27 protein-coding genes are annotated in these 25,739 nt (G+C 57.6%); 15 read left to right on the forward strand and 12 right to left on the reverse strand.

Annotated elements, in window-relative coordinates; all coding sequences use genetic code 11:
• Positions 1-25: 25 nt before the first annotated feature.
• Positions 26-646 (forward strand): hypothetical protein, encoded by a 621-nt coding sequence (locus Q7U76_16540; protein ID MDO8357985.1) that lies wholly within the window; start codon positions 26-28, stop codon positions 644-646.
• 1 nt (position 647) lies between these two features.
• Here the strand turns inward: Q7U76_16540 and Q7U76_16545 are convergent, their stop codons facing one another.
• The gene (locus Q7U76_16545) at positions 648-992 is read right to left on the reverse strand and encodes a hypothetical protein (GenBank protein ID MDO8357986.1); all 345 of its coding nucleotides are present in this window, start codon (positions 990-992) and stop codon (positions 648-650) included.
• 77 nt (positions 993-1,069) lie between these two features.
• Here Q7U76_16545 and Q7U76_16550 point away from each other — a divergent pair, with 77 nt between their 5' ends.
• On the forward strand, positions 1,070-1,552 hold the full coding sequence (locus tag Q7U76_16550) for a lipoprotein (protein MDO8357987.1): 483 nt from the start codon (positions 1,070-1,072) through the stop codon (positions 1,550-1,552).
• A gap of 140 nt (positions 1,553-1,692) precedes the next feature.
• Here the strand turns inward: Q7U76_16550 and Q7U76_16555 are convergent, their stop codons facing one another.
• Complete coding sequence (locus Q7U76_16555; GenBank protein MDO8357988.1) at positions 1,693-2,730, reverse strand: hypothetical protein; 1,038 nt, start codon at positions 2,728-2,730, stop codon at positions 1,693-1,695.
• Between the two features lie 219 nt (positions 2,731-2,949).
• Positions 2,950-4,152, reverse strand: a complete 1,203-nt coding sequence (locus Q7U76_16560; GenBank protein ID MDO8357989.1) for a lipocalin-like domain-containing protein — start codon at positions 4,150-4,152, stop codon at positions 2,950-2,952.
• A gap of 98 nt (positions 4,153-4,250) precedes the next feature.
• Here Q7U76_16560 and Q7U76_16565 point away from each other — a divergent pair, with 98 nt between their 5' ends.
• The 4 genes from Q7U76_16565 to Q7U76_16580 are packed head-to-tail and all read left to right on the forward strand — an operon-like array spanning position 4,251 to position 7,587.
• Positions 4,251-4,940 (forward strand): LON peptidase substrate-binding domain-containing protein, encoded by a 690-nt coding sequence (locus Q7U76_16565; protein MDO8357990.1) that lies wholly within the window; start codon positions 4,251-4,253, stop codon positions 4,938-4,940.
• Positions 4,940-5,911: an ATP-binding cassette domain-containing protein gene (locus Q7U76_16570; protein MDO8357991.1), complete on the forward strand. Its 972-nt coding sequence runs from the start codon at positions 4,940-4,942 to the stop codon at positions 5,909-5,911. Before Q7U76_16565 ends, Q7U76_16570 begins: the two co-directional genes overlap by 1 nt.
• Before the next feature lie 9 nt (positions 5,912-5,920).
• On the forward strand, positions 5,921-6,700 hold the full coding sequence (locus tag Q7U76_16575) for an ABC transporter permease (protein MDO8357992.1): 780 nt from the start codon (positions 5,921-5,923) through the stop codon (positions 6,698-6,700).
• A gap of 26 nt (positions 6,701-6,726) precedes the next feature.
• On the forward strand, positions 6,727-7,587 hold the full coding sequence (locus tag Q7U76_16580; GenBank protein ID MDO8357993.1) for a transglutaminase-like domain-containing protein: 861 nt from the start codon (positions 6,727-6,729) through the stop codon (positions 7,585-7,587).
• Between the two features lie 195 nt (positions 7,588-7,782).
• Here the strand turns inward: Q7U76_16580 and Q7U76_16585 are convergent, their stop codons facing one another.
• Both Q7U76_16585 and Q7U76_16590 read right to left on the reverse strand, forming a co-directional pair.
• A complete protein-coding gene (locus Q7U76_16585) occupies positions 7,783-8,538 on the reverse strand; it encodes an MBL fold metallo-hydrolase (protein MDO8357994.1) in 756 nt (251 codons plus the stop codon).
• Positions 8,539-8,557: 19 nt separating this feature from the next.
• Positions 8,558-9,013: a MarR family transcriptional regulator gene (locus Q7U76_16590; protein ID MDO8357995.1), complete on the reverse strand. Its 456-nt coding sequence runs from the start codon at positions 9,011-9,013 to the stop codon at positions 8,558-8,560.
• A gap of 591 nt (positions 9,014-9,604) precedes the next feature.
• On the opposite strand from Q7U76_16590, the gene Q7U76_16595 reads away from it, so the two are divergent.
• Positions 9,605-10,015, forward strand: coding sequence for a hypothetical protein (locus tag Q7U76_16595; GenBank protein MDO8357996.1), 411 nt, complete (start codon positions 9,605-9,607; stop codon positions 10,013-10,015).
• A gap of 67 nt (positions 10,016-10,082) precedes the next feature.
• Here the strand turns inward: Q7U76_16595 and Q7U76_16600 are convergent, their stop codons facing one another.
• Positions 10,083-10,880, reverse strand: coding sequence for a PaeR7I family type II restriction endonuclease (locus tag Q7U76_16600; GenBank protein MDO8357997.1), 798 nt, complete (start codon positions 10,878-10,880; stop codon positions 10,083-10,085).
• On the reverse strand, positions 10,837-12,435 hold the full coding sequence (locus Q7U76_16605; protein ID MDO8357998.1) for an Eco57I restriction-modification methylase domain-containing protein: 1,599 nt from the start codon (positions 12,433-12,435) through the stop codon (positions 10,837-10,839). Before Q7U76_16605 ends, Q7U76_16600 begins: the two co-directional genes overlap by 44 nt.
• A 565-nt stretch (positions 12,436-13,000) precedes the next feature.
• Here Q7U76_16605 and Q7U76_16610 point away from each other — a divergent pair.
• Positions 13,001-13,636: a HEAT repeat domain-containing protein gene (locus tag Q7U76_16610; protein ID MDO8357999.1), complete on the forward strand. Its 636-nt coding sequence runs from the start codon at positions 13,001-13,003 to the stop codon at positions 13,634-13,636.
• A gap of 69 nt (positions 13,637-13,705) precedes the next feature.
• Here Q7U76_16610 and Q7U76_16615 read toward each other — a convergent pair whose 3' ends face one another.
• Both Q7U76_16615 and Q7U76_16620 read right to left on the reverse strand, forming a co-directional pair.
• The gene (locus Q7U76_16615) at positions 13,706-14,560 is read right to left on the reverse strand and encodes a metallophosphoesterase (protein MDO8358000.1); all 855 of its coding nucleotides are present in this window, start codon (positions 14,558-14,560) and stop codon (positions 13,706-13,708) included.
• A complete protein-coding gene (locus Q7U76_16620; GenBank protein ID MDO8358001.1) occupies positions 14,557-15,210 on the reverse strand; it encodes a hypothetical protein in 654 nt (217 codons plus the stop codon). Before Q7U76_16620 ends, Q7U76_16615 begins: the two co-directional genes overlap by 4 nt.
• A 102-nt stretch (positions 15,211-15,312) precedes the next feature.
• Between Q7U76_16620 and Q7U76_16625 the strand changes: the two genes are divergently transcribed.
• The 3 genes from Q7U76_16625 to Q7U76_16635 all read left to right on the forward strand — a co-directional run bounded on the left by Q7U76_16625 (position 15,313) and on the right by Q7U76_16635 (position 18,857).
• Entirely contained in the window at positions 15,313-16,332 is a 1,020-nt protein-coding gene (locus Q7U76_16625) for a tRNA pseudouridine(13) synthase TruD (protein ID MDO8358002.1), read from the forward strand.
• Between the two features lie 281 nt (positions 16,333-16,613).
• Positions 16,614-17,855: a TIGR00300 family protein gene (locus Q7U76_16630; protein MDO8358003.1), complete on the forward strand. Its 1,242-nt coding sequence runs from the start codon at positions 16,614-16,616 to the stop codon at positions 17,853-17,855.
• Between the two features lie 201 nt (positions 17,856-18,056).
• The gene (locus Q7U76_16635) at positions 18,057-18,857 is read left to right on the forward strand and encodes an arginine deiminase-related protein (protein ID MDO8358004.1); all 801 of its coding nucleotides are present in this window, start codon (positions 18,057-18,059) and stop codon (positions 18,855-18,857) included.
• Positions 18,858-19,081: 224 nt separating this feature from the next.
• Here the strand turns inward: Q7U76_16635 and Q7U76_16640 are convergent, their stop codons facing one another.
• Positions 19,082-19,447 carry a zinc ribbon domain-containing protein gene (locus Q7U76_16640; protein MDO8358005.1) on the reverse strand — a complete coding sequence of 122 codons (366 nt, stop codon included), beginning with the start codon at positions 19,445-19,447 and terminating at the stop codon, positions 19,082-19,084.
• Between the two features lie 286 nt (positions 19,448-19,733).
• Positions 19,734-20,435, reverse strand: coding sequence for an outer membrane beta-barrel protein (locus Q7U76_16645; protein ID MDO8358006.1), 702 nt, complete (start codon positions 20,433-20,435; stop codon positions 19,734-19,736).
• Between the two features lie 494 nt (positions 20,436-20,929).
• Here Q7U76_16645 and Q7U76_16650 point away from each other — a divergent pair, with 494 nt between their 5' ends.
• Together Q7U76_16650 and larB are read left to right on the forward strand one after the other, a co-directional pair.
• Complete coding sequence (locus tag Q7U76_16650) at positions 20,930-21,949, forward strand: NAD(P)H-dependent glycerol-3-phosphate dehydrogenase (protein MDO8358007.1); 1,020 nt, start codon at positions 20,930-20,932, stop codon at positions 21,947-21,949.
• Positions 21,946-22,713: a nickel pincer cofactor biosynthesis protein LarB gene (gene larB / locus Q7U76_16655; protein ID MDO8358008.1), complete on the forward strand. Its 768-nt coding sequence runs from the start codon at positions 21,946-21,948 to the stop codon at positions 22,711-22,713. Before Q7U76_16650 ends, larB begins: the two co-directional genes overlap by 4 nt.
• A 45-nt stretch (positions 22,714-22,758) precedes the next feature.
• Here the strand turns inward: larB and Q7U76_16660 are convergent, their stop codons facing one another.
• Complete coding sequence (locus tag Q7U76_16660) at positions 22,759-23,310, reverse strand: hypothetical protein (protein MDO8358009.1); 552 nt, start codon at positions 23,308-23,310, stop codon at positions 22,759-22,761.
• Positions 23,311-23,479: 169 nt separating this feature from the next.
• Between Q7U76_16660 and larC the strand changes: the two genes are divergently transcribed.
• Complete coding sequence (gene larC, locus Q7U76_16665) at positions 23,480-24,685, forward strand: nickel pincer cofactor biosynthesis protein LarC (protein MDO8358010.1); 1,206 nt, start codon at positions 23,480-23,482, stop codon at positions 24,683-24,685.
• Complete coding sequence (locus Q7U76_16670) at positions 24,682-25,689, forward strand: sodium:calcium antiporter (protein ID MDO8358011.1); 1,008 nt, start codon at positions 24,682-24,684, stop codon at positions 25,687-25,689. The genes larC and Q7U76_16670 overlap by 4 nt, the downstream gene beginning before the upstream one ends.
• Positions 25,690-25,739: the final 50 nt, after the last annotated feature.

Below are 25,739 nucleotides of genomic sequence, written 5' to 3' on the forward strand. Positions count from 1 at the left end.
CCGCCCCTATGGGATAGGTACGAGCATGATCCTCGCAGGTTTCTTTGCCGCGGCGCTGTGTCTCGGCCTGATTCTCGGAGACTGGCTCTACTTCGTGCGTCTCACGCCGGATGCCAGTCGTTATGGCTGCGGGGTGGCCCGTACGCAGGATCGATTCACGCACATCACGATGGCGCAATTGTCCGACCGGTTCGATGCCGAAGGGCTGTTGATCTTGCCGCATGGCACTGCGCGGTGGTTCCCGCATCTGAACCAGATTGTGATTCGTCAGAAGTATCGGCTCTTTGCTATCGGCTTTCGCACCTTGTGGCCGTTAAAGGGCTTGATCTCGCTCTCCCCTGACGGTGATGCCCTGTCGGTGGTATGCCGCAAACTCACGCCCTGGTCGTCGGCCCTCCTCACCGGTACGTGGTTTGTGCTGGTGTTGGTGGGAATGGTGGGGGCTCTGATTGGCCTGTTTATAGAAGGGGAACTGGCGGCATTTCGCGGGGTGGTGCTGGCACTTGGGATTGTCGGGCTTGGACTGGTGTTTCTCATATCAGGAGCATTGACCACTATTTTCGCCTATCGGCTGGAGAACGCCAGGCTGACGACGGTGTATCAAGAGCTCCGGGAGATCCTCGAAGGAGCCAGGTTGCCGTCTTAACTCAAGCGTTATACAGACTCAGGAATACGTCGTATTCCGCAGGGAGATTCAGGCTGGAGCGGTTGCGGGCGAGGCCTGCGATGATGCCTCGGTGCTTTTTGCTGAGCCCGGACGCTTCGAACGCCTGGCGAAAGTGTTGCCAGCGAGCGGCAGCATCGGTGGCGAGGCGTTCTCGTTCATTCGGGGGCAACGCATGGACCGAAGTCGTGAGGGAGCGAATGGCTTTCTCGACGCTCTCATAGGGCGGTGCTAGTTTGAGCTGGGCATAGAATGTTTCGAGGTGATGACGAAACTCCTCACGAAGCGTCAGGGTATAATCGGCTGGGGTTGTGATAGGGTCAGTCATAGTGGTGAAGGGGATGATACGGGAAGGACCGCAGCCGTGACAACATCTCATCCATCTTTATTTACCAGGAGGATCCCATGAAGCGTATTCAGCAGTATGTTCTCGGGCTCGTGGCCGTGTTTGCGTTGGCCGGTTGTTCGGGCCACCATCATCATGGAATGGCCAGTGAAGGTAAAGGGGATGGCTATTGGCAGAAGGGCCAGCAGGACATGGCTTCGTTGATCGATCGTACGGTCAAGGATCAGGGGAAGGCCGCGCAAGTCAAAGCGGTGGTGAACGACATTGTCGCGGAATTGAAGGCGAGCCGTGAGGTCGCTCGTGCGGGGCATCGTAAGCTGTATGAGTTGAACGCGAACTACGCGGCGACCCCGGAGGAGTTCACCAAGGTCCTGGATGATTCGAATAATCAGCGGATGCAGTCGGCCGCGAAGATTCTCTTGCTCCGGTTCAAGATGAAGGATCTCATGACGGCGGAAGAGTGGAAGGCCCTGTCGGACCAGATGTTGTCCTACAGCAGCCGCTACCGGCACAGCGACTCATCTCCCAAGACCGGCTATTAACGGGCTCTAGTGAGCCGTGAAAGGTAAAACGTAAAAGCTGAAAGGTTGGACTGCCGAATGCTTGCCCTCCGACACCTTTCACGTGTATCGATTCACGTTTCACGGGGCAGTTTTTTTGAGCAGCCCTTGGAACGTTGAGGCTAACTTCGAGCCGGCGTGGCAGTAAGAGGCAGGGGTGTCCAGATCGCGCCGGCATCGGTCGAGCGGTAGAGCCCGCTGCCGTTCGTGCCGACAAACAGCATGTGTGAATCGCGCGGGCTCATGGCGAGCGTGCGAATGTTCAGCGAGGTCAGTCCGCTATTGATTGCGCTCCAAGTCTGTCCGCTGTCGGGGCTCTTCCAGACGCCGCTCGGCCCTCCGATATAGAGGGTCTTCGGCTCGGCCGGATCGATCAAGATACTGCTCACGAAGAGGTCGGGGAGCGTTTGCCCGATCCGTTCCCATTGATCTCCGCGCGTGGCGGAGCGAAAGAGGCCCTTCGTCGTTCCGGCATAGATGACGTCCGGGTTGACGACGTCGAAGACCAGGGCATTAACCCCCAGCGCCATTCCCCCCATCAGTTCCTGCTCGGGAATCAGCCCGTTGTTGATCTTCTTCCATCCCATCGCCGCATTGTCGGACCGGTAAACCCCTCCCGTCGTTCCGGCAAAGAGAATTCGTGGATCGCGGGGATGAATGGCGATGGAGACCACGATGTGGACCTCCTTCATCCCGGCCATGCGCTCTTCCCATTCTCGTCCGCCGTCTTTTGTGTAAAAGGCGCCGACGGTCGTGGCAGCGTAGATCTGATCGTGGTCGGTCGGGTGAAAGACGAATTCATTGATGAAGGAGACGTGCTCTTTGAGCCCGACGTTGTGGGGGAGCCAATGTTGCCCGCCATCGGGACTCTTGTAGACCGCGTCGGCCATCGTGCCGGCGTAGATCGTGGCCGGGAACTGAGGATCGATCGCGAGCGTCGTCACCCGCCTGGCGCTAAAGCTTGGGAACCGTTCCCACAACTGGCCTCCATCCCGCGACTTGTAGACCGCATCGTTCGTCGCGACGTAGAGGATGTTCGCGTTGGTCGGATGGAGCGCGATGGAGACGATCGCTTCGCTGTCCTTTTGGCAGCCGAGAGACGACAAGACAAGTAACAGAGAGGCGAATTGTGCAAGACGCAAGGCGGTTCGAATCAGCATGGTGTTGTGGTGTGAAACCTAAGAGGTTGCAAGGCATCTATTTTGGCACACAGGAAACCCAATAGCATACAGGGCGACGATAGACGAATATTCCGCAGGATGCTCAAAAATTTCGTCCAGCAAGGCCGCAGTGAGTGAAGAGCCGAGGCGTACCTCCTGAGGTACGTTGAGGGTCTGAACGATGCGAGAACGCCGCTGGCGGACTTTTTCAGCATCCTGCTATAGCTTCTTCGAGAATCGTTCTGCGTACCCCGTCAACTCCATATAGCCTTTCCCCTGAATGGGCCGCCCCTGCGTCGTGCCGCGGGCTTCGATGGCGCCTTCCCAATAGGTCACTTGGGTGCTGCGCGTGGTGGATAGTTCCTGTTCTGCCATGAGGGGAGCGAGTTCCAACGAAAGTTGTTGGGAGGGGATGGTCAAGCGCCAACGTTGCGGATAGAGGGCCTTGCTCGCAGGACTGGTCCAATGACTCGTGGGCTCGAGCGTGAAGTCTCCGATCGAAAGGTGGTGCCCGTGACCGTCGCGGTCGACGAGGGTCCCGCTGGAGACCGGATCGGCCGATCCGTCGGCGCGGCGGAGCCGATAGAGCATCAGTTCCCTCTGGTCGTCGAGCTGTAGGCTGAACCAGTCCCATCCAACCAGATCCTTGCCAAGCTCCGCCGAGCCGAACTCATGGTCCATCCAACTCGTACCGGTCACATCGAATGATTCGTTCCCGATTGTGAGCTTGCCGGTCGTGGCCAGTCTCGTGAGGGAATAGTAGTGGGACGCCTGTTCAGGGGCCGAACCTTTATGGCTGATGCCGTCTGTGCCATGTACGACGAGTGGTTTGTCCGGCGAGACCGTGAGCTGGATGGCCAGGTCGCCGTCTGCTGCTTGGAGGGTCTGTATCGCAGGGGTTGCCACTGGCGACTCGGCACTCCACCGATCGATCCAGACGTGAAGGCGATCGTCTGTAGCACCGGCTTTGCCCAAGCCGGCCCGGCTGATCTTTTCAGCATAACGAAATCGTCCCTTGCTGAGGTCCGTCACGGCGAAATGGGCGAGGTACAGTTGCGTCACGTCCCATTGTGACGGCAGGGTGTTCGTGTGCTCGCGCGGCATGCCGCGGCGGAAGAAGGTCAGTTGATAGCCAAAGGCACGGCCATCTTTCGCCGTCAGCTGGCCGGTGTAGTACCACCATTCGGTGCGAAACGCCTCATGCGCTCCATGATCTCGTGGAAAGGTATAGCGATAGCCCTCCCGGGCGATTCGAAACTCCTCCGCCGTATCGGCCGCGAGTCCCGGTACGACGACGAGGAGACTGCTCGACAGAAGGAGGAGGTGCCGAAGATGATGCCGTATGTTGGCCATGCGCGAAAGACCGTTCGTGAGGTGGAGGAACTGCGACCAGCGCTTATAGCATGCTTCGGTAGGTGGCACAAATCCCCTGTATTGATGAGGGTTTTACCAACTTAACGGGTGAGCGATGCCCCGCTCTTTCCGTTGACAATTTTGGCGAGCATCAGCTATCGTGAGTTATGCAGACCGATCACGGGCGAGAGCCCCACGAACATGACCGGCGTGACAGCGCGACGCCCTTTCCTATTCCCTCGAGGATCCCGGTGTTCCCGCTTCCGAACGTCGTGTTGTTCCCCAAGACCTATCTGCCTCTGCATATTTTTGAGCCACGCTACCGCACCATGGTCTCGGATGCGGCGATAAGCGGGCAGTGCATCGGCATGGCCCTGCTCAAGGACGGGTGGGAAACAGACTATTACGGTCATCCGCCCGTATTCTCGACGGGCTGTGTCGGTCGGCTGGTGAGTGTGCAGCCGATGGCCGATGGCCGATCCAATATCATGCTGCAAGGCCTGGAACGGTTTGAGATTGAACGCGAGTGGTACGACAAGCCCTATCGTGAGGCCACCATTGCGGTCACGGTTCATGGCGCCGAGGCGTCATTGGACCCCACGGTCCGCCAGCGCCTGTTCACCATCCTGGAATCCTATCTCCGGTCCCGCGATGAGGCGCCCACCTGGCAAGAATTTTTCCGTGAAGAAGTCAGCGATGAGATTTTCGTCAACACCCTATCCACCTACTTGGAGTGTACGCCCTTGGAAAAGCAGTTTCTGTTGGAGGCCGACAGTCTTCACCAACAAGCCCGCCGTCTCAGCGACCTCATCGAGTTCATGATGCACGATCAATCCGGTGCGAAGGGTTGGGGCTAATGGATCGCGCCATCGCTATCCAGGTGTCGCACCTGACGAAAACCTATGATGCGCAGACGGCCGTCTCCGATTTGTCGTTTCAGGTCTATGCCGGCGAGATTTTCGGTTTACTCGGCCCGAACGGGGCGGGGAAAAGCACCACGCTTCGGACGCTCATCACGCTGCTGACGCCGACGTCTGGCACGGCGAGCGTCTTGGGCCACGATACGGTGCGTGAGTCGGACGTTGTCCGGCAACTGATCGGCTACGTGCCCCAGGAGCGGGCCATCGATCGCTTTCTCACCGGCCGGGAGCATCTCGAACTGCTCGGCGCGCTCTATCACCTGTCGAAGGCCGAAGCGACGAAACGGATCGGCGAGTTGCTGAAGCTGGTGGAACTGGAAGAGGCAGCCGATCGTCCGGCGAAGACCTATTCCGGCGGGATGAAACGGAAGCTCGACATTGCCTGCGGTCTGTTGCCGGATCCTAAGATTCTGTTCCTCGATGAGCCGACGTTGGGCTTGGATGTGCAGAGTCGGCTCAGGATTTGGGACTATGTGCGGATGTTGAAAGCGCGCGGCATGACGATCGTGATGACGACGAATTATTTGGATGAGGCAGACCAGCTCTGCGATCGGTTGGCCATCATCGATGTCGGCAAGATCAAGGCACTCGGGTCGCCGGCTGAACTGAAAGTAGGGCTGGGTGGCGATATCGTGTCGTTGACCTTGAAGGATCTGACGAAGATCCCCGCATTGGTGTCTGCCCTGACGGGACAACCGGCCATGCGAGCGGTCAAGGCGACAGCGACCGGCCTGGATATCCGGGTCGATTCGCCAGAGAAGGCTCTGCCGGCAATTCTTGAGTCAGCCAATCGATTGGATTGCCGGCTGGAGTTTATCGAGTACCACCGGCCGCGGCTGGACGATGTGTTCATCGCCCATACGGGACGGTCCATGACCGAATCGGTTCAAGACATTCAGACGGTATAAGGAGAGACAGTGGCGCAGTACTGGCAAGAAATTCATGCATTGACGATGCGGTGGGTCCGGCGGCTCAGCCGCGAAAAATTCAGTATGTTGTTCACGCTCGTGCAGCCGATGCTGTTCTGGCTGATCTTTTTCGGCAACCTGTTCCAGCGGGCGGCTGATGTGCAGGTGACGCAGGCCCCGAACTACATCAGCTTCCTGACCGCCGGTGTGGTCGTTATGACGGTCCTCAATAACGGACTGGCCGGGGGTGTGGATCTGCTGTTCGACAAGGAGAACGGGTTCCTGGAACGGTTAATGACGACGCCGATCCATCGGAGTTCTGTGATCCTGAGCCGCTTCATTTTCGTGATGACGATTACCTCGCTCCAAGTGCTCGTGATCCTCGGCGTCGCCTTTCTGTTCGGCGTTCAACCGGCGACGGGGTTGCTGGGCATCGCCGCAATCTTAATGATCGGGATGCTCTTCGGTGTCGGTCTCACGGCCATTTCCATGGCCATGGCCTTTTCCGTGAAAAGTCACGGCGATTTCTTTTCGGTCCTGGGATTCCTGTCGCTCCCGATGATTTTCTTGAGCTCGGCGTTGGTGCCCTTGGAGGCGATGCCCGGGTGGATGGGATTTCTGGCGCGCTTCAATCCGATGACCTGGGCGATCGACGCGGTGCGGCCGTTGATTCTGTCAGGCTGGACTGAGGCGCTCCCCCACGTCGCAATGGTGGTGGTCGTCATGGTCATATTCGACGCGATCTGTCTCTACGGGAGCGCCAAAGCGTTCCGTCGGGCCATGGGTTAATGGGCGGGCTGTCCGGGAGTCCCACCATGTTGGTTAACGAGAGTCAAATCCGGGCCCTGATCCGGCTGCTGGCCGATGAGGACGAGAAGATCGTCCGGACCATCAGCGGCAAACTCATCGACATCGGCCCCTCAGCCGTTCCCCTCCTGCAGGAAGCGGAAATCGAACAGCCTGAAATGGCCGATCGATTCGTCTCGATCCTTGAGGAAATCCGCGGCGGCGATCTCGAGGATGAACTCACGCAGTTGGCGGCGCGGCCCGATGGCTTAATGGATCTTGAGCAGGGCGCCTTTCTGATCGCTCGTTATGCCTATCCCACCCTCACGGTTTCTTCCTATGCCAGACAGCTCGACGAGATGGCGCAGGAAGTTCAGGAGCGAATCGGCCCCCGCGCATCGGGCGAGGAAACGATCAAGACGTTGAACCGGTACCTCTTTACGGAGCAGGGGTTCAAAGGTAATACCAAGAATTATTACGAGTTAGAGAATAGTTACCTCAACTGCGTGATCGACCGGCGCACGGGTATTCCGATCAGTCTCTCGACGGTCTACCTCCTGGTCGGGAAGCGGCTGGGCCTTCCGGTTCATGGGATCGGGATGCCGGGTCATTTCCTCGTGAAGTATGAATCGGACCGCTACAAAGTTTTCGTCGATTGCTTCAACGGGGGGGCGTTGCTGACCGAGAAGAATTGCCAGCGCTTTCTCACGGAAGCCGGCTATGGAGTCGACGAGAAATATCTCCAGCAGAGTCCGGTGCGCGCGATTCTCTCTCGCATGATTAAAAACCTCCTGGCTATCTACTCCAAGCTCGACGACCCTCTCAAGAAAGCCCGCCTGACGAAGTTCATCGAAATCCTGGGTTGCGATAACCGCGAAGGCGGCTTGTAGTTCGTGAAACGTTCCTCGTGAAGCGGCGTTCGCGAATGAGGAGATACAATGACGAACGGATGGAGTCTTGAAGGCTGCTCAAAAAGGCCGTCCAGCAAGGCTGCAGCCGATGAAAGCACCGGAGGCGTAGCCTCTGGCTACGTTGAGGATGCTTTCGAGGGGAGAACGCCGCTGGCGGACTTTTTCAGCAGCCTTCTACAGTTTGATCGACATTAAGTCCTTCGCCACCACAATCTTTCCCCCGTACGCTTCTCCCGCCTGCTCCTGCACATTGTATCGTTCAGTGATTGGATAGAAGTGCGACAACACGAGTGTGCCGACTCCCGCCTCTTTAGCCACTTGTCCACATTGACCGGCATGGAGATGGACCGGGCTTGGCCGGCTTGCCGGGAATGAACAATCCAGCACCGCCAGGTCGACATCCCCACAGAGGCGCACCAGGCTGTCGCAGTATTGTGAATCGCCTGAGTAGGCCAATGCCTTTCCGCCATATTCAATTCGATAGCCCAGGCAATGGAGATTCTCTGTGTGGGTTACGGTTCGAGGAATCACCGTCGTCTTTCCAATCGTAAAGGCCCGATCGGCCACTTCTTTGAAATGAACCGCGAATGGCGCATGTGAGAAGCCCGGCATGGTGGTGAAGAGGGCTTGGAAAAACTTCTTGGTCCCGCGCGGACCGATCACCGTGAGCGGCGGCCGCGTCCCCCCTTCGTATTTCGTAAAGATCATCGCATCGAAAAAGTAGGTGATGAAGTCTGAAAAGTGATCGGCGTGGTAATGAGAGAAGAGGATGTGGGTGATCCGATGCCGATTGACGCCGGTTTTTAGTAAGTTCACCAACGTACGTGGGCCAAAGTCCAAGAGGATTGTCTGGTCGGTGCGGACGAGATAGCCCGAGGCCGCTCGGGTGGGGTGGAGGTTCGTGCCGGATCCGAGAATCGTCAAGCGCATAGGCAGAAGATGGACGGCGTTAGCTGGATTCCTGTTGAAAACTGTCGCGGAGACGAAGGAGGAGCGTGCGCACCGTCTCTGCATCTTTCTGATTCAGCGCCCGTTCGAAAAACGGTCGAATAAAGGCGATATGCGCGGCGAAGGCTTTCTGAAACAGGGCGTCGCCCTTATCGGTCAGCCGTATATGGGTGCAACGGCGGTCTCCCTTGACCTCGTCCCGTCTGATGAGCCCCTTCGCGACGAGGCGGTCGAGCACACCGGTGAGCGTGCCTTTTGTGACGAGCGTTTTCGACGACAGCTCGGAACAGGTCATGCCGTCGGTGTCTCCGAGCGTAGCGATGACGTCGAATTGCGACGGCGTCAGCCGCATCGAACGAATATGCCGACCATCGACGCGCCAAAAGGCCAGGTAGGCCTCGACGAGCGGCCGCAGCACTTTCAGATAGGGATCGTCCTTGAGGTCCGGTAAGTCCATGTTCTGAGGATAGTCCGCACTAGAACGGAGATTCAAGGGGGGAGGCGGGCAGCCTGGTCGTCCTCCTGCTCGCGGAACGCGCACGATCAGAATGTGCTCGTTCGACGCGCGCAATCGAGGATCGACCAGGCCGCCCTTTGGAGGAAGTAAGGATAGAGCAGGCGCGCACAGTCGGACCACTACGGGTGCCGTTCCCATCTGGAGGAAGTATTCAAGTTTGGAGGGATGGGTTAGAGCAGAGGAGGGGATGGAGGCTGATGATCTTCTGTGCTCGCGCAACGCGCGGCCTGAGAAGGCCCTCGTTGAACGCGCGCAGTGGAAGATCGATCAGCCTCCATCCCTGAAGAAATGATGAGCGAGTATTTGGGAGCGTTGGTATGTAGACTTTTGTTTGGCTCCACGTATGATGGTAGTTAGCTATCTTGGCGAGTTAACGCCCACCGACAGTAAGTTGTAGCCCATGACTAAACTCTGAGTGCCAACTAGTATTCGTGCTCATGCTCTTTGACTAGGGAGGGTAGACAGCTGAAGCCCGTAACTCTTGATACCAACGTGCTACCAGCAGACGATTTAATTGAACTTGCAAGATCTATGGGTTGGGACGTTGTCGTTGTTTCGGTGACAGAACGAGAACTCGGCCATGGTGATAGAAGATTGCAGGTGGCAGGGTTGGGGAAAGTCCTAGAGCTTGGCATCGCAGATGAGAGTGAAGTGGACAACTGTGTTGTCGGTGGTGGCGACGATTACATGGAATCCATAATTCAAATCATCTCAAATGGTTTATTTCCAAAGTCTGGTAGGCGAGGGCAACTCTCTAATGGTCAGCGTCGGCAACTTCGAGATGCAATGATTCTTGACGCGCATGCTCGAGAGGGAAGAAGTGTTTTTGTTACAAATGACATGAGAGGCTTTATTGATGGCGGTCGAAGAGAGATGTTGCAGGCTTTGTTAAAGACGAAAATCCTGAGCGGCAAAGAGTTTTTTCAGGAGCTTCGGAGCTGAAGACTCACGGAGCCTCGTCAGCTTACGGAAAGCCGTGTCCGAGCTATTGCTAGCTCATGCGGTGCAGCTACTTACTACGGCTGCCCAAGAACGTGACGACGTGGCCTCGTAGAGCGGCCACGAAGCGCTGAAAATTTAGGTCTTCAGCTGGTTGCGTGATTGTGGTTTTTCGTGAGTTCGTAGCCATCATGAAGCAGGCTGAGGTATAGAGCCGCTCTAGGACCAAGCGGCGACAGAGCAGCTCGTAACGTTTGCCATAAGAGACCCCTTTATACCTCCGGAGGGCCGCTGTGTCTTTGAGATGAATTTCCCCGCGAAATTCAGGGTCTACCTGGAAGTACGGTTCCTTATTGACGACAGGAGTTTTGACGTTGTCGCGGTCTTCCAATAAGAACAGGTAGCCAAGAAATGGGGGAGGGGCCTGACCGAAGCGGCCTTCTCGGAAGGCCGTCCAAATATCCTTGGCACTGCCCACCGCTTCTTCTGAACGGTTGTTCACATTATTGCCGATAGACTTGCCTGCTTGGGATTTAAACTCCATGGCTAAGACCAACGCGCCGTCTGAGATGACAATGAGGTCCCATTTTTTCGTGGCTCTGAAATAACCAGGTAGCTCAAGCGCGGTCCTTGTGCGGACATCAACCTTCTTTAATCCGGCTTCGCACAGGATGTCAGAAACTAAGACCTCCAGGGCACCCATCTGAGTGCCTCCAGTGACCTCGCCTCGTGTCCCAGCATCGATTTTCCCTGACTTGACCTGCTTCTCTTTATTTTGCCTTCGGGCGTTCCAGTAGCTTTGGACGGCGGCTTGCAGTCTCTTCTCAATGTTCAAGCGCTGCCTCCATCGTGCGAGCGTTAATTCCATATAGAGCCAACGCCACTTGGGTTGCACGGGGCTTGTCACGATGGCGAAAGGCGTCCTTCAGTTCATGGGACTGTATCTTGGACAAGGTCTTCGGGGCGGGGACACGAATCCGGCGCAGATACTGTGCCTGGAAACGTAAATAGCCGCCTCGCATGCGGACTCCATAGGATTCGATGAAGAACTGTCCGACCGTCGACATCAGGAGGCCTCCGAGTACTTCGAGATCCCACTCGTCCGACTGAATGAAATACAGATTGTGGTGCGGATAGGTTTCGCCCCGATCCAAGACCGGCTCCAGCCGGTTCTTAATATCCGGGATATAGAGTTTGTGTGTATCGGTGAGGAGATGGTTGACGCGGTCGATCGTCTTATACCATTTGCCGATACTCTTCTCCGCTGTGTGGCGCTTCTTCAGGGCTGCCGCATGGTGCTCGTAGTAGGCTTGCAACTTCGGATAGGTTTTCAGATTGACCAGCCCCTCGTGGCTCCAAGGATTCACTAGATAGTGCCCGGACCATCGCACCGTTCCGTCCGCGAGGTCTTTCGCAAGGGCGAGCTTGAGGAGACGGGAAGGTTCCACAAGATCTGCATCGGTCGTGATGTAGACACGATCGTTTCCAGTGGCGACGCCAATTCCCACCTTGGCATTCATTTCGAGAGGAGGAAACTGATCTTCCAGTCGTCTGAGGAGTGCCAGCTGTTCTGGCGAATGGCAGGGCCAGGGGTCAGCTCCCTTGAACCATGTTTTCACCACTGCCCGATGGATACCTTGAGGCAGTATGTCCCGGCCGTTCGTCTGAAGCGTCTTTGCCAATTGTCTTGGCTGAATATTCTCAGCGTCCTGATCGGCACGTGCCACAACGGTCGACTGCTGTTTTTTGTGCCGAATCACCGTAATCGCCGGATAGGCGTCTACTTCATCGTCGAAGGCGTTGGCGTGGTGCATGCTCAGGAGCAATTCAACGCTATAAGTCGAACTGATAAGCTGCCGCAGTTCTGCCCCATATTGGTTACGCATCCATCGATCAGCGCAGATAAAGGCGCATACACCGCCGGGCTTTAGCTGTCGAAGCGCGGCTTCGAAAAAGGCCACGTAGAGATCGGCTCGACCGCGCATCGTTGGATACGCGTTGCGGTAAACCGAGGCCGTTTCCTCTGGAATATCCTCAAGGCGGATATAGGGAGGGTTTCCGATAATGAAATCTGCCTGTCTCGTGTCGGCATCCAGAAGGTAGTCTCGGTTTAACACCCACGCGTCGGCTAGTCGTTTGGCTAGCAGGGGCTTTACGCCACGAGTCATTAGGATATTTTGGGCGACTGCGCGTGCACGAGCAGCGCTCTCTTCATCCAGCTCGTATGCAATTAAGGAATGTTGGCATTCAGACAATGGTCGGCCTAGATTTTTGCACGATTCCACCAGGCGTTCGATCATGGGACCGAGAAATGCGCCATCACCAGCCGCTGGTTCAATGGCCAGAGCATCCACCAGGTTGTTATCCGAGCAGTAGCCGCTCAGATCCAGGAGTAGTTCAACGACCCAACGCTTTGTGTACACGACGCCTTTTGGCTCGAATACATTGGAAGGCAAGGGACGACGGAGAGGTGCAATCAGCTGGAGCTGAATGCCTCGCGTTGCGGTTGATGGGTTTATCTGGTTGTCTGCCACTAGGGCCTCGAACTCTCCGGTGAGGTCGGGGAAACGAGCGGTTGATACTAACTTGTCTGCGCTCTTCGATCAAGATTCAATCACCAGCAGCGGTATACCTGCTTGTCTGCGACGCTCAATCGTGAAATTGAAACCATTATCCTCGTGCAGGATTGCGTGGTTGCTTCCTACCTCGTGAGAATCCTTTCAAGTTGATCATCTGTCCGAGACTGGTTGATCCTGAGTGGCATTTTGCATACGCATTAAATATGAATCGTCGCCGAATTGAAGCGCGAAATGTGCGAGACATGCTGGATGAGCGAGACGGGCCACAAGGGAAAGCCCGGGGTCTCCATTGCGCGCGGCCTTCGAGGGCCTTCTGAGGCCGCGCGTTGCGCGAGCACAGAAGATCATCAGGCTCTATCCCCGTCTTCCGTTGACGGCGCAACGCCTGCCTCCCTATGATGCGGGTTCTATGCAACGAAACGAATCAGGCCAGGCTAGTCCGACTGCCATCGTGGTCGTCATCGGCCTCGTCATTACTTGTGTCTGGGTTTGGAAGCGTTTGGCGCTGGAGACTCAGGAGTATGTGATCGACCAAGCCATCCCCATGGCGTTTGCCGGATTGGTGATCGCGGCAGGCCTATGGATGGTGGTCCGATCGATCAACCGACGCAGGGCGAAGCGGCGAGATCGAGCGACGCTGTTGGCCTTGTTCGAGAAGGCGAAGGGGCGGGAGAAGAAGCTGGAGATCGCCTTTGCCTTGATTGAAGTGAACGAATATCGCGCCAAAGGCTTGGAGTCTGTCACGCCTGCGTTACGTGACCTTTTTGCAACGACCCTGCAGCGGGCACTGGATGATAAGCAACATCGGATTCGTGGGATGGCTGCCAGCCACCTTGGTGTGTTGAACGACATGACCGTCGTTCCTCTGTTACTCAAGGCGCTGGAGGATGACCATGCCTATGTCCGCTCCAGTGCGGCGTTGGGGTTAGGCCGGTTGCGCGCGCGCGCGGCGGAGAAAATATTGACGACAATTATGGTGGAGGATTGGGATCAAACGGTCCGGAGTCGATCGCGGGAGGCGTTGGAGCGGATCAAGCAGTCGTGAAACCCTTCGAATAGGCGAGAAGGTCTATAGGCTGAAGACTGAAGTGTTCGGACCTTCGAGTCATAACCTTCAGCCTTCTGGTTGCGCCTGTTCGTCGACCCATTGAATACAGGCGATCTCCGGCGCGCAATTCCATCGCAACGGAAGAAACGACCATCCGAGTCCACGATTGATATAGAGCCGTCGCCCAGGCGTTCCATGGTGCCCCTCGATCCGTCCATTGCATCCAGGTGGGAGCCAGAAGGTCGGAACGCCGGGGATGCGCCATTGACCTCCGTGGCTATGGCCGCAGAGGATCAGATCGACGGCATGGTGGTCTTCCAGTTGATCGAGGATGTTCGGCGCATGGGCCAGCAACAGGGTGTAGCGGTTCTGTGCGCTCGGCGGCAGACAGCTCAAGTCGGCCCGATGCAGTGAGGGGTCATCGACACCGACAATGGCGATCTCGCCACCCTCTATTGGGATGTAGGTGGTCTGATTGATCAAGAGGGTGATCTTATGGCGGTCTGCGAGTTCGGCATAGTGATCGATCGGCACGCCACTGTAGTGGTCATGGTTGCCTAAGGTGATGAAGACGGGGGCAATCTCACGCAAGCCGGCGAGAAATCGAAACACATGCGGCAGGCCTTCCGGCACGTTGAGCAGGTCGCCGGTGATAAAGATCCAGTCTGGCTGGAGATCGCCGGTGGCGGCGACAATGAGATCATGTCGCGGCAGATAGCGGTCGAGATGAAGATCGCTGAGATGGACGGCTCGTTTGCCGGCCAAGGGCCCATGTACATAAGTCAGCCGTGAGATCTCGTGGCGGGAGAGTCCTATGTCCCAATGGGGCACGAGACCAAAGAGTCGATAGAGCGGCTCACTCAGGGAATGTCCGATGAAGGAACGGGCACGATCGGGCCAGGATCGCATGCGTCGCGTCATCCCATCATCCGATCCAGCTCGACGCGATCTGAGGGGGTCACACGATAGCCCCGTCCGTAGAGATCGCTCATGCCTTGCATCAAGGCGTCCATATTACGGCTGCGGTACCAGCTGTCGAATCGCTCCGTCAGCGCCGCGGCCTGTTTCGAGGTTGGATCCCCTTGACGGTAGGGGAGGGAGAGGGAACGGAACAAGTCTTGAAGTTCCGTTGGCCCGTAGGTGGCATCGTCATTCCGGTCGGCAACCAGGGCGAACTCGTAGAAGGTCAGGCTGACCGAGAGGACTGACTGGGTTTTGGAAAAGTTATCCCGCGCGTCATCCATTCCGCCTGGATAATCGCGAGGGCAATCCCGGTCGAGCTGGGATGCAGGCGTCATGTTCCAGCTGATTCCCTGCACGGACGGGGGAGGCACCTTGGTTGCCTGATAAAACCAGGAGAGGCAGTTGTTCGCTCGCGCAAAGGCTTGCTTGTCGTGGTGGATTTGTTTGCCGATATGTTGTGTGAATTGTTGAAAGATCGTGCGCTCTCTGCTCGATGAGTTGTCTGGGAACAGTGCGATCAGCAGCATGGTGACGAACAGGCCTGTCGCTAGTAGGTAGGTCCGAGGTTTCTGATAGATTCTGTGGCTGTAGACTGAGTGGAAGAGCATAGGGGAAGTATACCATGCGAGTCGTCTTGTCCCTCATCGGGATTGACGAAGTGGTAAGGGCGATGACGTGCGAATGAAGAAGGGGCCTGTTAGACCATGACCATGCCGTTTTTGACTGCGACAGTACCGGGCATCGGCGGACAGATGCGGGCTCTGCCGGAAGATTTCCAGGTCGAGGAACGTCCGCTCTATCTTCCTTGCGGCGAGGGCGAGCATCTCTACATCAAGATCAAGAAACGCCTGCTCTCCACTCCGGATCTCGTGTTGCGACTCTCTTCGGTCTTGGGGGTGAAAGCGCAGGCGATCGGGGTGGCGGGCCTCAAAGATGCCAGGGCCGTGACGACGCAGATGATTTCACTGCTGGGTGTGACTCCTGACCGGCTGGATCGGCTGAAAGTGGACGAACAGTTGTTGTCGGTGGAGGTCCTGGGTCGACATCGCAATCGGTTACGTCCGGGGCATCATGCCGGCAATGTCTTCCGGTTGGTGATCAGGGATGTCGCCAGCCATGCCCGCGAAACGGTACCCCTAGTCGCCGACATGCTGGCGCGGCGAGGGGTGCCGAACTATTTCGGTCCGCAACGGCAAGGACGGAGTGGACTGAATTACCAGACGGGAGCCGAGTTGCTGGTGGACCCTGTTCGCCGCAACAAGCTGAGCCGGTCCAAGCGCATGTGGTATCTCAATTCCTATCAGTCGCACTTCTTCAATGACATGCTGGCCAGACGGTTGGATCGGATCGATCGCATCCTGGTGGGAGACTGGGCCATGAAAATGGAGAACGGCGCCTGTTTTCTGGTTGAGGATGCCGCGGTGGAACAGCCCAGGGCGGACCAGTTCGAAATCAGTCCTACCGGCATCCTCTTCGGGTCGCGCGTGTCGTGGGCCACGGGAGAGCCTGGCGAGATCGAACGGGCTGTGGTGGTCGAGAGCGGCGCTACGCCGGAGAGTCTCACCGAGGCGGCGAAGGCTTGCGGGTTTCGCGGTGAACGGCGCTCGTTCAGAACGCGCCTTGTCGATTTGGACTGGGCTTTGGAGGGCACCGTGCTCACCCTCTCGTTCTCGCTCCCGCCCGGCGCGTATGCGACGAATGTCTTACGCGAGCTCATGAAGTCCGACTGATCGGCTGCTGAAAATGCCCGCTAGCTTCGTTCTCGGCGAGTGAGCATCCTCGACGTACCGCGAGGGTACGCCTCCGGTGTTCACTCGCCTGCGGCCTCGCTATCGGGACATTTTGAGCAGCCGGCTTGAGACTCACCCCAGTCGCTTCCGAGAGGAACTGAAAGCAGCTAGCCCGGTAAATACACAGAGACTTCCCCCTCCTCTCAAGCCTGATATGACCCGCAGTACATGAAACTGGGTGGTACAATTTGTAGAGAACCTACCTGATTGGAGTCTGGCTCATGATGCAAGACCAAGAAACCGTCATCCTCCAAGGCCACATCATCGATTCGTTGATCCTCGCGAAGGTCCTGGACCGGATTCTGATGATGGGTGGAACCTTCGACCTTCAGGACGTGCAGATCGGCAAGACCCGCGAGGAGCCGTCGCGCGCTAGGATCATCGTACGGGCCTCGTCTGCCAAACTGCTGAGCGACATTCTCCATGCCATTCAACCTCACGGTGCGTCGGTTGAGAACGAACAGGATTGCCGGCTGGATGCGGCGCCGGCGGCCGGCATCTTTCCCGACGAGTTTTATGCGACGACCCATTTGTCCACCCAGGTGCGCATACGTGAGCAGTGGGTGGAGGTGGAGGGGATCGAGATGGACTTGGGGATTCGCGTAGACCCGGTGGGCCTGACTGCCCGTACCCTTCCCATGGGAGAAGTAAAGCAAGGCGATCTGATTGTGACCGGTCGTGAGGGCGTGCGGGTAATTCCTCTCCAACGGCCACGTGACCGCGATGTGTTCAGCTTTATGGAGTCGCAGGTGTCGTCCGAGCGTCCCCATGGGCGCGTCATCAGCGACATTGCCAAACGCCTGGTGCAGTTGCGAACAGGGTTCCGTGAGGGAACAGTCGGCAGCAAAGTGCTGCTGGCGGGAGGTCCGGCGATTGTGCATGCCGGAGGGCGCGACGCGCTGACATGGCTCGTCGATGAAGAATTCATCCATGTCTTGTTCTGCGGGAATGCCCTGGCTGCTCACGACATGGAAGTCGACCTCTACGGCACGTCCCTCGGCTATGGGCATGTGGCCGGTCGGGTCGTGCCGCATGGGCATGAACACCATCTGCGAACGATTAATCGGATCAGGGCCATTGGGAGCATCGAGGCCGCAGTCCGGTCGGGAGTCATCAAGACCGGCATTATGGCGGCCTGCGTCAGGCGGGGTGTTCAGGTTGTCATGGCCGGGACGATCCGCGATGACGGTCCGTTGCCCGGCGTCATCACAGATTCGGTGGAGGCGCAAGCAGCCATGCGTAGGGCAATCCCTGGTGTCGGACTGGCCGTGCTCGTTGCCTCGACGCTGCATGCGGTGGCGACGGGCAATTTGTTGCCTGCCACGATCCCCTCCGTCTGTGTCGATATCAATCCGGCCGTACCGACCAAGCTCGCGGATCGAGGAAGTTTTCAGGCTGTCGGTCTGATTATGGATGCGGCATCGTTCCTCCGCGAGCTGGCACGTGAGCTCGCAGGATGCTGAAAAAGTCCGCCAGCAGCGTTCTCGCATCGTTCAGAGGCTCAACGTACCCCAAGGGTACGCCTCGCCTCTTCGCTCGTTGCGGCCTTGCTGGACGGCCATTTTGAGCATCCTGAGATTATTCCCGTCCCTGTACCATGCGAAATATTTCAGTTGAGTTTGTGTGTGTGCCAAGTTTTTCAGGAGTCTACGGGAGCGGAAACTATGAGTCGCCTGCTCGTCTGTTCACCGGATTATTTTGGTATCGAGTATGAAATAAATCCCTGGATGCGCCGTTCGAACGTTGTCAATTCAGATGAGGCTGTTCGCCAATGGCATCATCTCATGCAGGTGCTCGAACAGGATGTGGGCGTGGCTCTGGAGCGGATGAAGCCGGTGCCTGGACTGCCCGACCTGGTGTTCACGGCGAATGCCGGCATTGTTGTTGGGCGTCAGGCTGTGCCGAGTCGGTTTCGCTATCCGGAGCGGCAACGGGAGGAGGTTTACTTCGAAGATTGGTTTCGCGGCCAGGGGTACGACGTCGTCAAGTTGGATCCTGGCTGCTTCTTCGAGGGGGCCGGGGATCTCTTGGGTTTTTCCGATACCTGGTTCGGTGGTTATCGACAGCGATCGGAGATCCGTGTGTTCCCGACGCTCAGCGATTGGTTTCACCGGGAAATCATTCCACTTGAACTGGTCGACAATCGGTTCTATCACCTCGACACCTGCTTGTGTCCCTTGAGCGGCGGTGAACTCCTGTATTTTCCCTCTGCCTTCGATCGGTATGGGCAAGAGGCGCTTGCCGAACGGATTGCGCCTGCCAGACGTCTCGTCGTATCGGAAGCGGAGGCGCTCCGGTTTGCCTGCAATGCCATCTGTGTCGGGAAACATATCGTGTTGCCAGGCGGATGCCCGGAAACAGAATCCCAGTTGACCTCGCACGGCTATCTCCCCCATCCGGTCCCACTCGATGAATTCATGAAGTCGGGCGGATCGGCGAAGTGTCTTACCCTCGCTCTCGACTGATTCGAGCGGCTGCTGAAAATGTCCGTTAGCTGCGTTCTCGGCTCGTGAACGTCCTCGACGTACCGCCCCCGGGAAAAGAGCTGTTCCGACAGCTCGGGGTTGGGCGGGTGAGCATGCTACGCCTCCGGTGTTCACTCGCCTGCGGCCTTGCTATCGGAATATTTTGAGCAGCCGCGCATGGGTAAAGGAAGGAATACCGTGTGACGGATGACGTTCTAAGCGACTCAGGGTTTTTGTCTGAAAAGGAAAGAGCCGTAGAGGCCCGCGATGGCGATGGTGACGAGTTCGATCGTCAGCAGCAATCGACTCACGATGGCGTCAGAGGTGGGAGGCGAAAGGATAAAATGGAGGCCGAGAAATTCTGGTTCCTGTGGGAGCGGAGTTTCCCAGGGTGGGAAGAGGAATGCGAGAACCAGGGCAGCGACCATGCCATATAGGAGTTGCAGATTCAGCTGATCCGGCTGTGGCTCGACCCGTGGAGCTGTCGGCGGAGGGACCTCAATCGGGTCAGCATGGAGCCGCTGGCCGCACTGTGTACAGTAACGGCTGATCTCCGGGAGTTCATGTCGACAGGATGGACAGGTTTTCATACGCAGTTCGGTGCGTAGGCTACACGGAACTGCGCTGCGTTACTAGCAGGGTGCTGAAAAAGTCTCCCAGCTTCGTTCTCGCCTCGAACGCATCCTCAACGTAGCCCTGAGGCTACGCCTCCGGTGCGTTTATCGGCTGCGGCCTTGCTGACAGACTTTTTGAGCATCCTGCGGGGGTATGTTTCCGACGTGCGACAGGCTTGGGGCAATAAACTTTTCGCCTACCAGAACTGTTTTCCAGCGGTCTGTCCGATGGACATCGGAGTGGGAGCGAGTCGCCCATCTATCAGAAGTGGTAGCCGATGCCGACGGAGAGGGCGAGGACGCTGTAGGTCGCGCGAAATGCGAAGGGGTCGGCGGTCTCATCGCTATGAGCCGATGAGTAGTTCATCCTGGCGCGGGTATACTTGGCCTCTCCGAACAGGGTCCATTGGCGCGTGAGGTAGTATTGTACGCCTCCTTCAGCATTGAACCCCAAGGCGGTACTTGATTGCCCTGTGGAGCCATCCGATCCTCTCAGGCTTGCCCTGAGAATGGAGGGACCGATGCCGAAGTATGGTTGGAGACGATAACCGGGATATCGGAAGATGACATCCATATCCAAGGTAATGACACGATGATGCAAGCCAGACAGGATCGGTGAAGGCGTCGATCCGCCTGGACCCGAGAACGTGATCGACCCTTGTTTCAGGTGGGGGGTGGTATAAGACAATCCTGTTTCCACCCCCAGCCAACGGGCTTTCGAAAAATAATGGCCGAATTTCCCACCCAACATTGCGGAACGTTGTAAGGGCTGGTCTGAAAGGCCAAGTCCTCCGAATCCATCCTGTGTGACCTTGCCGTTACTCAGGCTCTGTGGCAGCGTCACGCCGAACTGTCCCGCCACGTAGGATTCTGCATACGCCTTGGGCGCAAAGAGAACAATTGGCACCATCAGTGCCACCAGACTTGCGAGCACGACAGGTCTTGTCATTCGTACGGTTTTCATCGCCGCTCCCTCACTTTCACTTGAAAACAATGTCCATTTTATCCTAATCGGTCGAGGCATCAGGACGAAGAACATTTCGCATTCGTACAGGGAGGGAGCAAGGCATATGCCACTTCAACTATTCCGACACCATTTAAGGAGGCCTGTGGGGCTGGCCTGGACTTGACAAATTTCAAGGGCGGCCTCTCGTTCATTGACAGGCTGGAGAGCCGGTTCCTATAATCCGCCCGCTAATGGATTGCCTCCTAGTTCCTATCGGTCGTTGCCGATTCCTTAGCAGGTTGCGAAAAATCTATTTTGGTATGTCAAGATTTCGATGGTTGGTACGTGTGGCACAATAGGGGAACAGTCTCGTAGGATGCTCAAAATGGCCGTCCAGCAAGGCCGCAGCGAGTGAAGGGCCGAGGCGTACCCTTGGGGTACGTTGAGGGGCTGAGCGATGCGAGAACGCCGCTGGCGGACTTTTTCAGCATCCTACCAAGTGTTTTTTCAATATGCAGACAGTCAATCGTATCGGCGTGATCGGCGCTGGTGCCTGGGGCACCGCGCTCGCCAAACACATGGCGGAAAAGGGGCTGCACGTCAGGCTCTGGGCCTATGAGCGGGACGTCGTCGATTCGATCAACCAGACGCACGAGAATCGTGTCTTCTTGCCTGGCGTGACCTTGCCCCCATCACTCAGCGCGACGAATTCTCTCGTGGAAGCCGCGAGCGACTGTGACGGCCTCCTTTTTGTCGTACCGTCGCATGTGGCCAGGCTCGTCCTCCAGCAGCTCGCTCCCCTCTTGCCCTCCTTTATGCCCCTGATCAGTGCGACAAAGGGCGTCGAAGAAGAGACGTTCAAGTTGATGACCCAGGTGATGGAGGAAGTTCTGCCTGCGACGCTACATTCCAGGCTGATGGTCTTGTCCGGGCCGAGTTTTGCGGCAGAAGTGAGTCAGGGACAGCCCACGGCTCTCTGTCTCGCGGGACGGGAGGCTTCTCTGGTGAGCGCTTTTCAAACGGCATTGATGACCCCCGCGCTGCGTGTCTATGCGGATAGCGATATGACCGGCGTCCAATTGGGCGGGGCATTGAAAAACGTGATGGCCTTAGCGGCCGGGGTTGTCGATGGACTGGGCCTTGGCCACAATGCCAGAGCTGCCTTGATTACGAGAGGCCTGGCTGAAATGGTTCGTCTTGGGACTGCGATGGGCGCCGACGCGCGCACGTTTTACGGACTCTCGGGCGTGGGGGATCTGGTGCTGACCTGCACCGGGTCGTTGAGCCGGAATCATACGGTCGGCGTTCGGCTAGGGAAAGGCGAGCGGCTGGAGACGATTCTGGGTAGCATGCAGGCTGTGGCCGAAGGTGTACGAACGGCCAAGGCGGCGTCGGGATTAACCCATCGCCACAAGGTCGAAATGCCGATCGTGCGCGAGATCAACGCGGTGTTGTTCGAAGGCAAGTCCTGCCGCAAGGCGGTGACGGATTTGATGGAGCGCGATGCGAAGCCGGAGAAGGGGCAGGCATGAATCCGAAGGCGCTTGAACGACTGTTGACCAAAGTCCAAACCGGCACGCTGCCCGTGTCGACGGCGATGGAACAACTCCGCACCTTGCCCTATGAAGATCTCGGATTTGCGTCGCTCGATCACCATCGCTCGTTACGGCAGGGATTCCCCGAGGTCATCTTCTGCGAGGGGAAGACGTTGGTGCAGATTCGTGCGATTGCGAAGGCTCTGTTGAAACACCATCGCCCATTGTTAGCGACGCGCGCGACTTCCCAGGTCGCCGCACTCATTAAGCGGCTTGACCGCCGAGCGGTCTATCATGACGAGGCGCGGATTGTGTCGATTCGCGACCCCAAGCGCCGACTGCAAGGACATGTGCTGGTGGTGACCGCGGGGACTTCCGATATTCCTGTCGCGGAAGAGGCGAAAGTGACGGCGGAAGTGATGGGGAGCCGGGTTGAGACGCTCTATGACGTGGGCGTGGCCGGTATTCATCGGTTGCTCGAGCGTCAAGGCCGGCTCATGCAGGCCCGAGTGGTCGTGGTGGTCGCAGGGATGGATGGAGTCTTGCCCAGCGTCGTCGGTGGGTTGGTGTCCTGTCCCGTTGTGGCCGTACCGACGAGCCGGGGCTATGGCGCGAGTTTCGGTGGATTGGCCGCGCTGTTGACGATGCTGAATTCCTGCTCGGCGGGGGTCGGTGTCATGAATATCGACAACGGCTTCGGGGCCGGGTGCCTTGCGCACCGGATCAACTTAATAGGCGAGGGGCGCGAGGTGAAGGGCTAGGGGTAGAATCCGTCCTCTTGCCGCTCGCCCCGTGCCCTTTGTCCGCTATTTGACTTCGATCGTTCCGCGTTTCGGCCAGCCAACCGTCTGCGTTCTGGGGCCCTTCTCCCCGTTTGCCAGCAATTTCGCGCGCACTTCAAAATGATAGAGCCCTGCTCCCGCCGAAACTTTCTGTTGGTCCAGTCCGTCCCATGTCAGCACGACAGAGATCTGTGGAGGGGCTGCGCCGGTGGTCGAGGCGGCATGTGGACCCAGCGGGGTACGGGTGGTTAGAAAACGGAGAGAATTTTTCGAGGGCGATGTGATGAATGAGGAAACTTCCAGGAGGGTCGCGCCGTTCAGTTCTTTGGGGAGTTGGACAAGAGCGGAAAACTGCAATGGACCGGTCGAGACCGTATAGGGGTTGGGGTCGACTTTCAAGTCGAGAATCCTGAGCTCCGGTTCGGAGCGTGGGGCCTGGTGCGGTTTCGTTTTTGCTATGACGTTCGGTGGAGCCCAGAGCAGGAGCGCGGCGCAGAGCAGCAGCCAGTGAGCTCGACCGTTCCATGATTTGAATAAGAGTGAGCGGGGCAGGGTGAAGGGTCGGCAGATCGTCATAGGGTTTTGTGTGGAGTTGCGTATTGTGGTCAATCGCCCGGTCTGTGGGCCAATGCAGTGGGGATAACACAGCGTTGGAAGGCTGTCAACGCTCGCCGCGGCCGATTGCCGTTCTGGCGCGCCTTGGGTAAGATGGGCGCGGTCTGAGATGAGTCGAGAAAGGATCTACGTGGGCGCGCATCTCCATTTCGATTGTTATTCCGGCATCAGCGGCGATATGACCCTCGGCGCGCTTGTGGATGTCGGCCTGCCGTTTCCCGATTTGGTGAATGGGCTGAAGCGGCTTCGTCTTTCAGGCGTCACGCTCCGGAAGCGGCGGGTGCAACGGGGGGCGATCCATGCCACGAAGGTCGATGTCATCATTGCGAAGGGGTTGCAGCATCCGCTGTCCCTCACGCGTATTCACCAGATCCTTGCCGCAAGCCGGCTCTCGGACAAGATCAAGCAGCAGAGCCGATCCGTCTTTGATCTGTTGGCCGAGGCGGAGGGGCATGCCCACCGTGTAGCCAAAGATCACGTCCATTTCCATGAAGTCGGTGTGCTCGACTCATTTGTCGATATCGTCGGCGGGCTCATCGGTTGTGATCTGTTAGGTGTCACGCGCGTGACGGCCTCCCCCGTCAATGTTGGAACGGGGACGTTGCAATCTGCGCATGGGATTTTGCCGGCGCCTGGTCCGGCGGTTGCCATTCTGGCCAAAGGGATTCCGATCTACAGTGCCGGGCCCGCCCGTGAACTGACCACGCCGACCGGCATGGCACTGTTGCGCACGCTGACATCGGAGTTCGGCCCCATGCCGGTCATGACGCCGACGGCTATTGGTTATGGTGCGGGCGATGCCGATCCCGTAGGCTGGCCGAACGCCTTGCGGGTGTTTCTTGCCAGACCATCGTCCAAAGGCACGCGTGAACAGGATACCGTGCTGCAGGTTGAAACGAACCTCGACGATGTAAATCCCCAAGTCTATGAGCATGTGATGGAGCAGTTACTTTCTCGTGGGGCGTTGGACGTGACGCTTGCGCCGGTCATCATGAAACGTGGACGCCCCGGCGTCGTCCTGACCTGTCTTGTCGCCCAGGCAGAGCTGGATGGGATTCTTGATGTGGTGTTTCAAGAAACGACGGCGTTGGGAGTCCGGGTCTGTGAAGTGATGCGGCAGATCCTTCCCCGACGATTTGTCTCGGTGAAGGTGCCTGGAGGAGTTGTCCGGATGAAGATTGCCGATGTGAATGATACGACGACCAAGGCGGCTCCGGAATATCTCGATTGTAAACGGATCGCCGAACGAACGGGCCGTCCCGTAAAAGCGGTACTCGACGATGCGGCCCTCGCCTATGCCAAACGGCGAGTGACCAGGACGACGGGTCCGCGATGACGGTCTTCCTCTACAGCCTCCTATTCCTTGTCTCCGTTGCGGTGACGTTGGGCGCTTGCACGCTCTTCACGAACGCCATTGAATGGCTGGGCAAACGATTCGATCTATCCGAAGGCGCAGTTGGCGGCGTGTTGGCTGCCATTGGCACCACATTGCCCGAAACGTCGATCCCGATCATCGCGATCTTCTTCGGGGCGAGCCGTGCGGAAGCGGAAGTGGGTTTGGGCGCGATCCTCGGCGCGCCCTTCATGTTGAGCACCCTGGTGATCCCCATCCTGGCGATCTTGCTGGTGGTCTATGCCGGTTTCGGGAAGCGAACGGCGATGTTCAAGTTGAACTATCCCGATGTGAAGGGCGATCTCTCCTTCTTCGTGGTGGCCTATAGTGTTGCGCTGGCCTGTGTCTTTATTCCTTCTCGGCTGGTGCACATCCTGGCCGCTGTCGGGCTGCTGAGCCTGTATCTCTATTATGTCAAACTGAAATTCAGTGAGGTGGCCGAGGAGGGGGGCGAGGGTGGTGCGCTTGAGCCACTGTTCTTTGCCAGAAAGGCGGCTGTCCCATCGTTTGGACTCATCGCACTTCAAGCCATCCTTGGTTTGGCCGGTCTGGCATTCGGAGCCCATCTCTTTGTGCTCGCTGCGGAAACGATTGCCGGAGCCCTGTCGATCTCGCCATTGATTCTGGCCCTCCTCATTGCGCCCCTCGCGACCGAGTTGCCGGAGATGTCGAACAGTTTCCTCTGGCTCTATCGAAAGAAAGATCGTTTGGCAGTCGGGAACGTCACAGGCGCCATGGTCTTTCAGGGGACCATCCCGGTCTCGATCGGACTTCTGGGCACGGACTGGGCGCTTGCACCGACGGCGTTAATCACTATGGTGCTCGCGGTGACGGCGGCCACTTTCTTATTGGTCCAGGCTGCATGGAGCGGCCTCTGGCGCCCCTGGTTGCTGGGCGGAAGCGCGGTTCTGTACATCGGGTATGTCCTGTATCTGTACTTGGTCTAAATAGGATGCTGAAAAAGTCCGCCAGCTTTGTTCTCGCGTCGCTCAGAGGC

This window comes from Nitrospirota bacterium (assembly GCA_030645475.1).
Lineage (GTDB): Bacteria > Nitrospirota > Nitrospiria > Nitrospirales > Nitrospiraceae > Palsa-1315.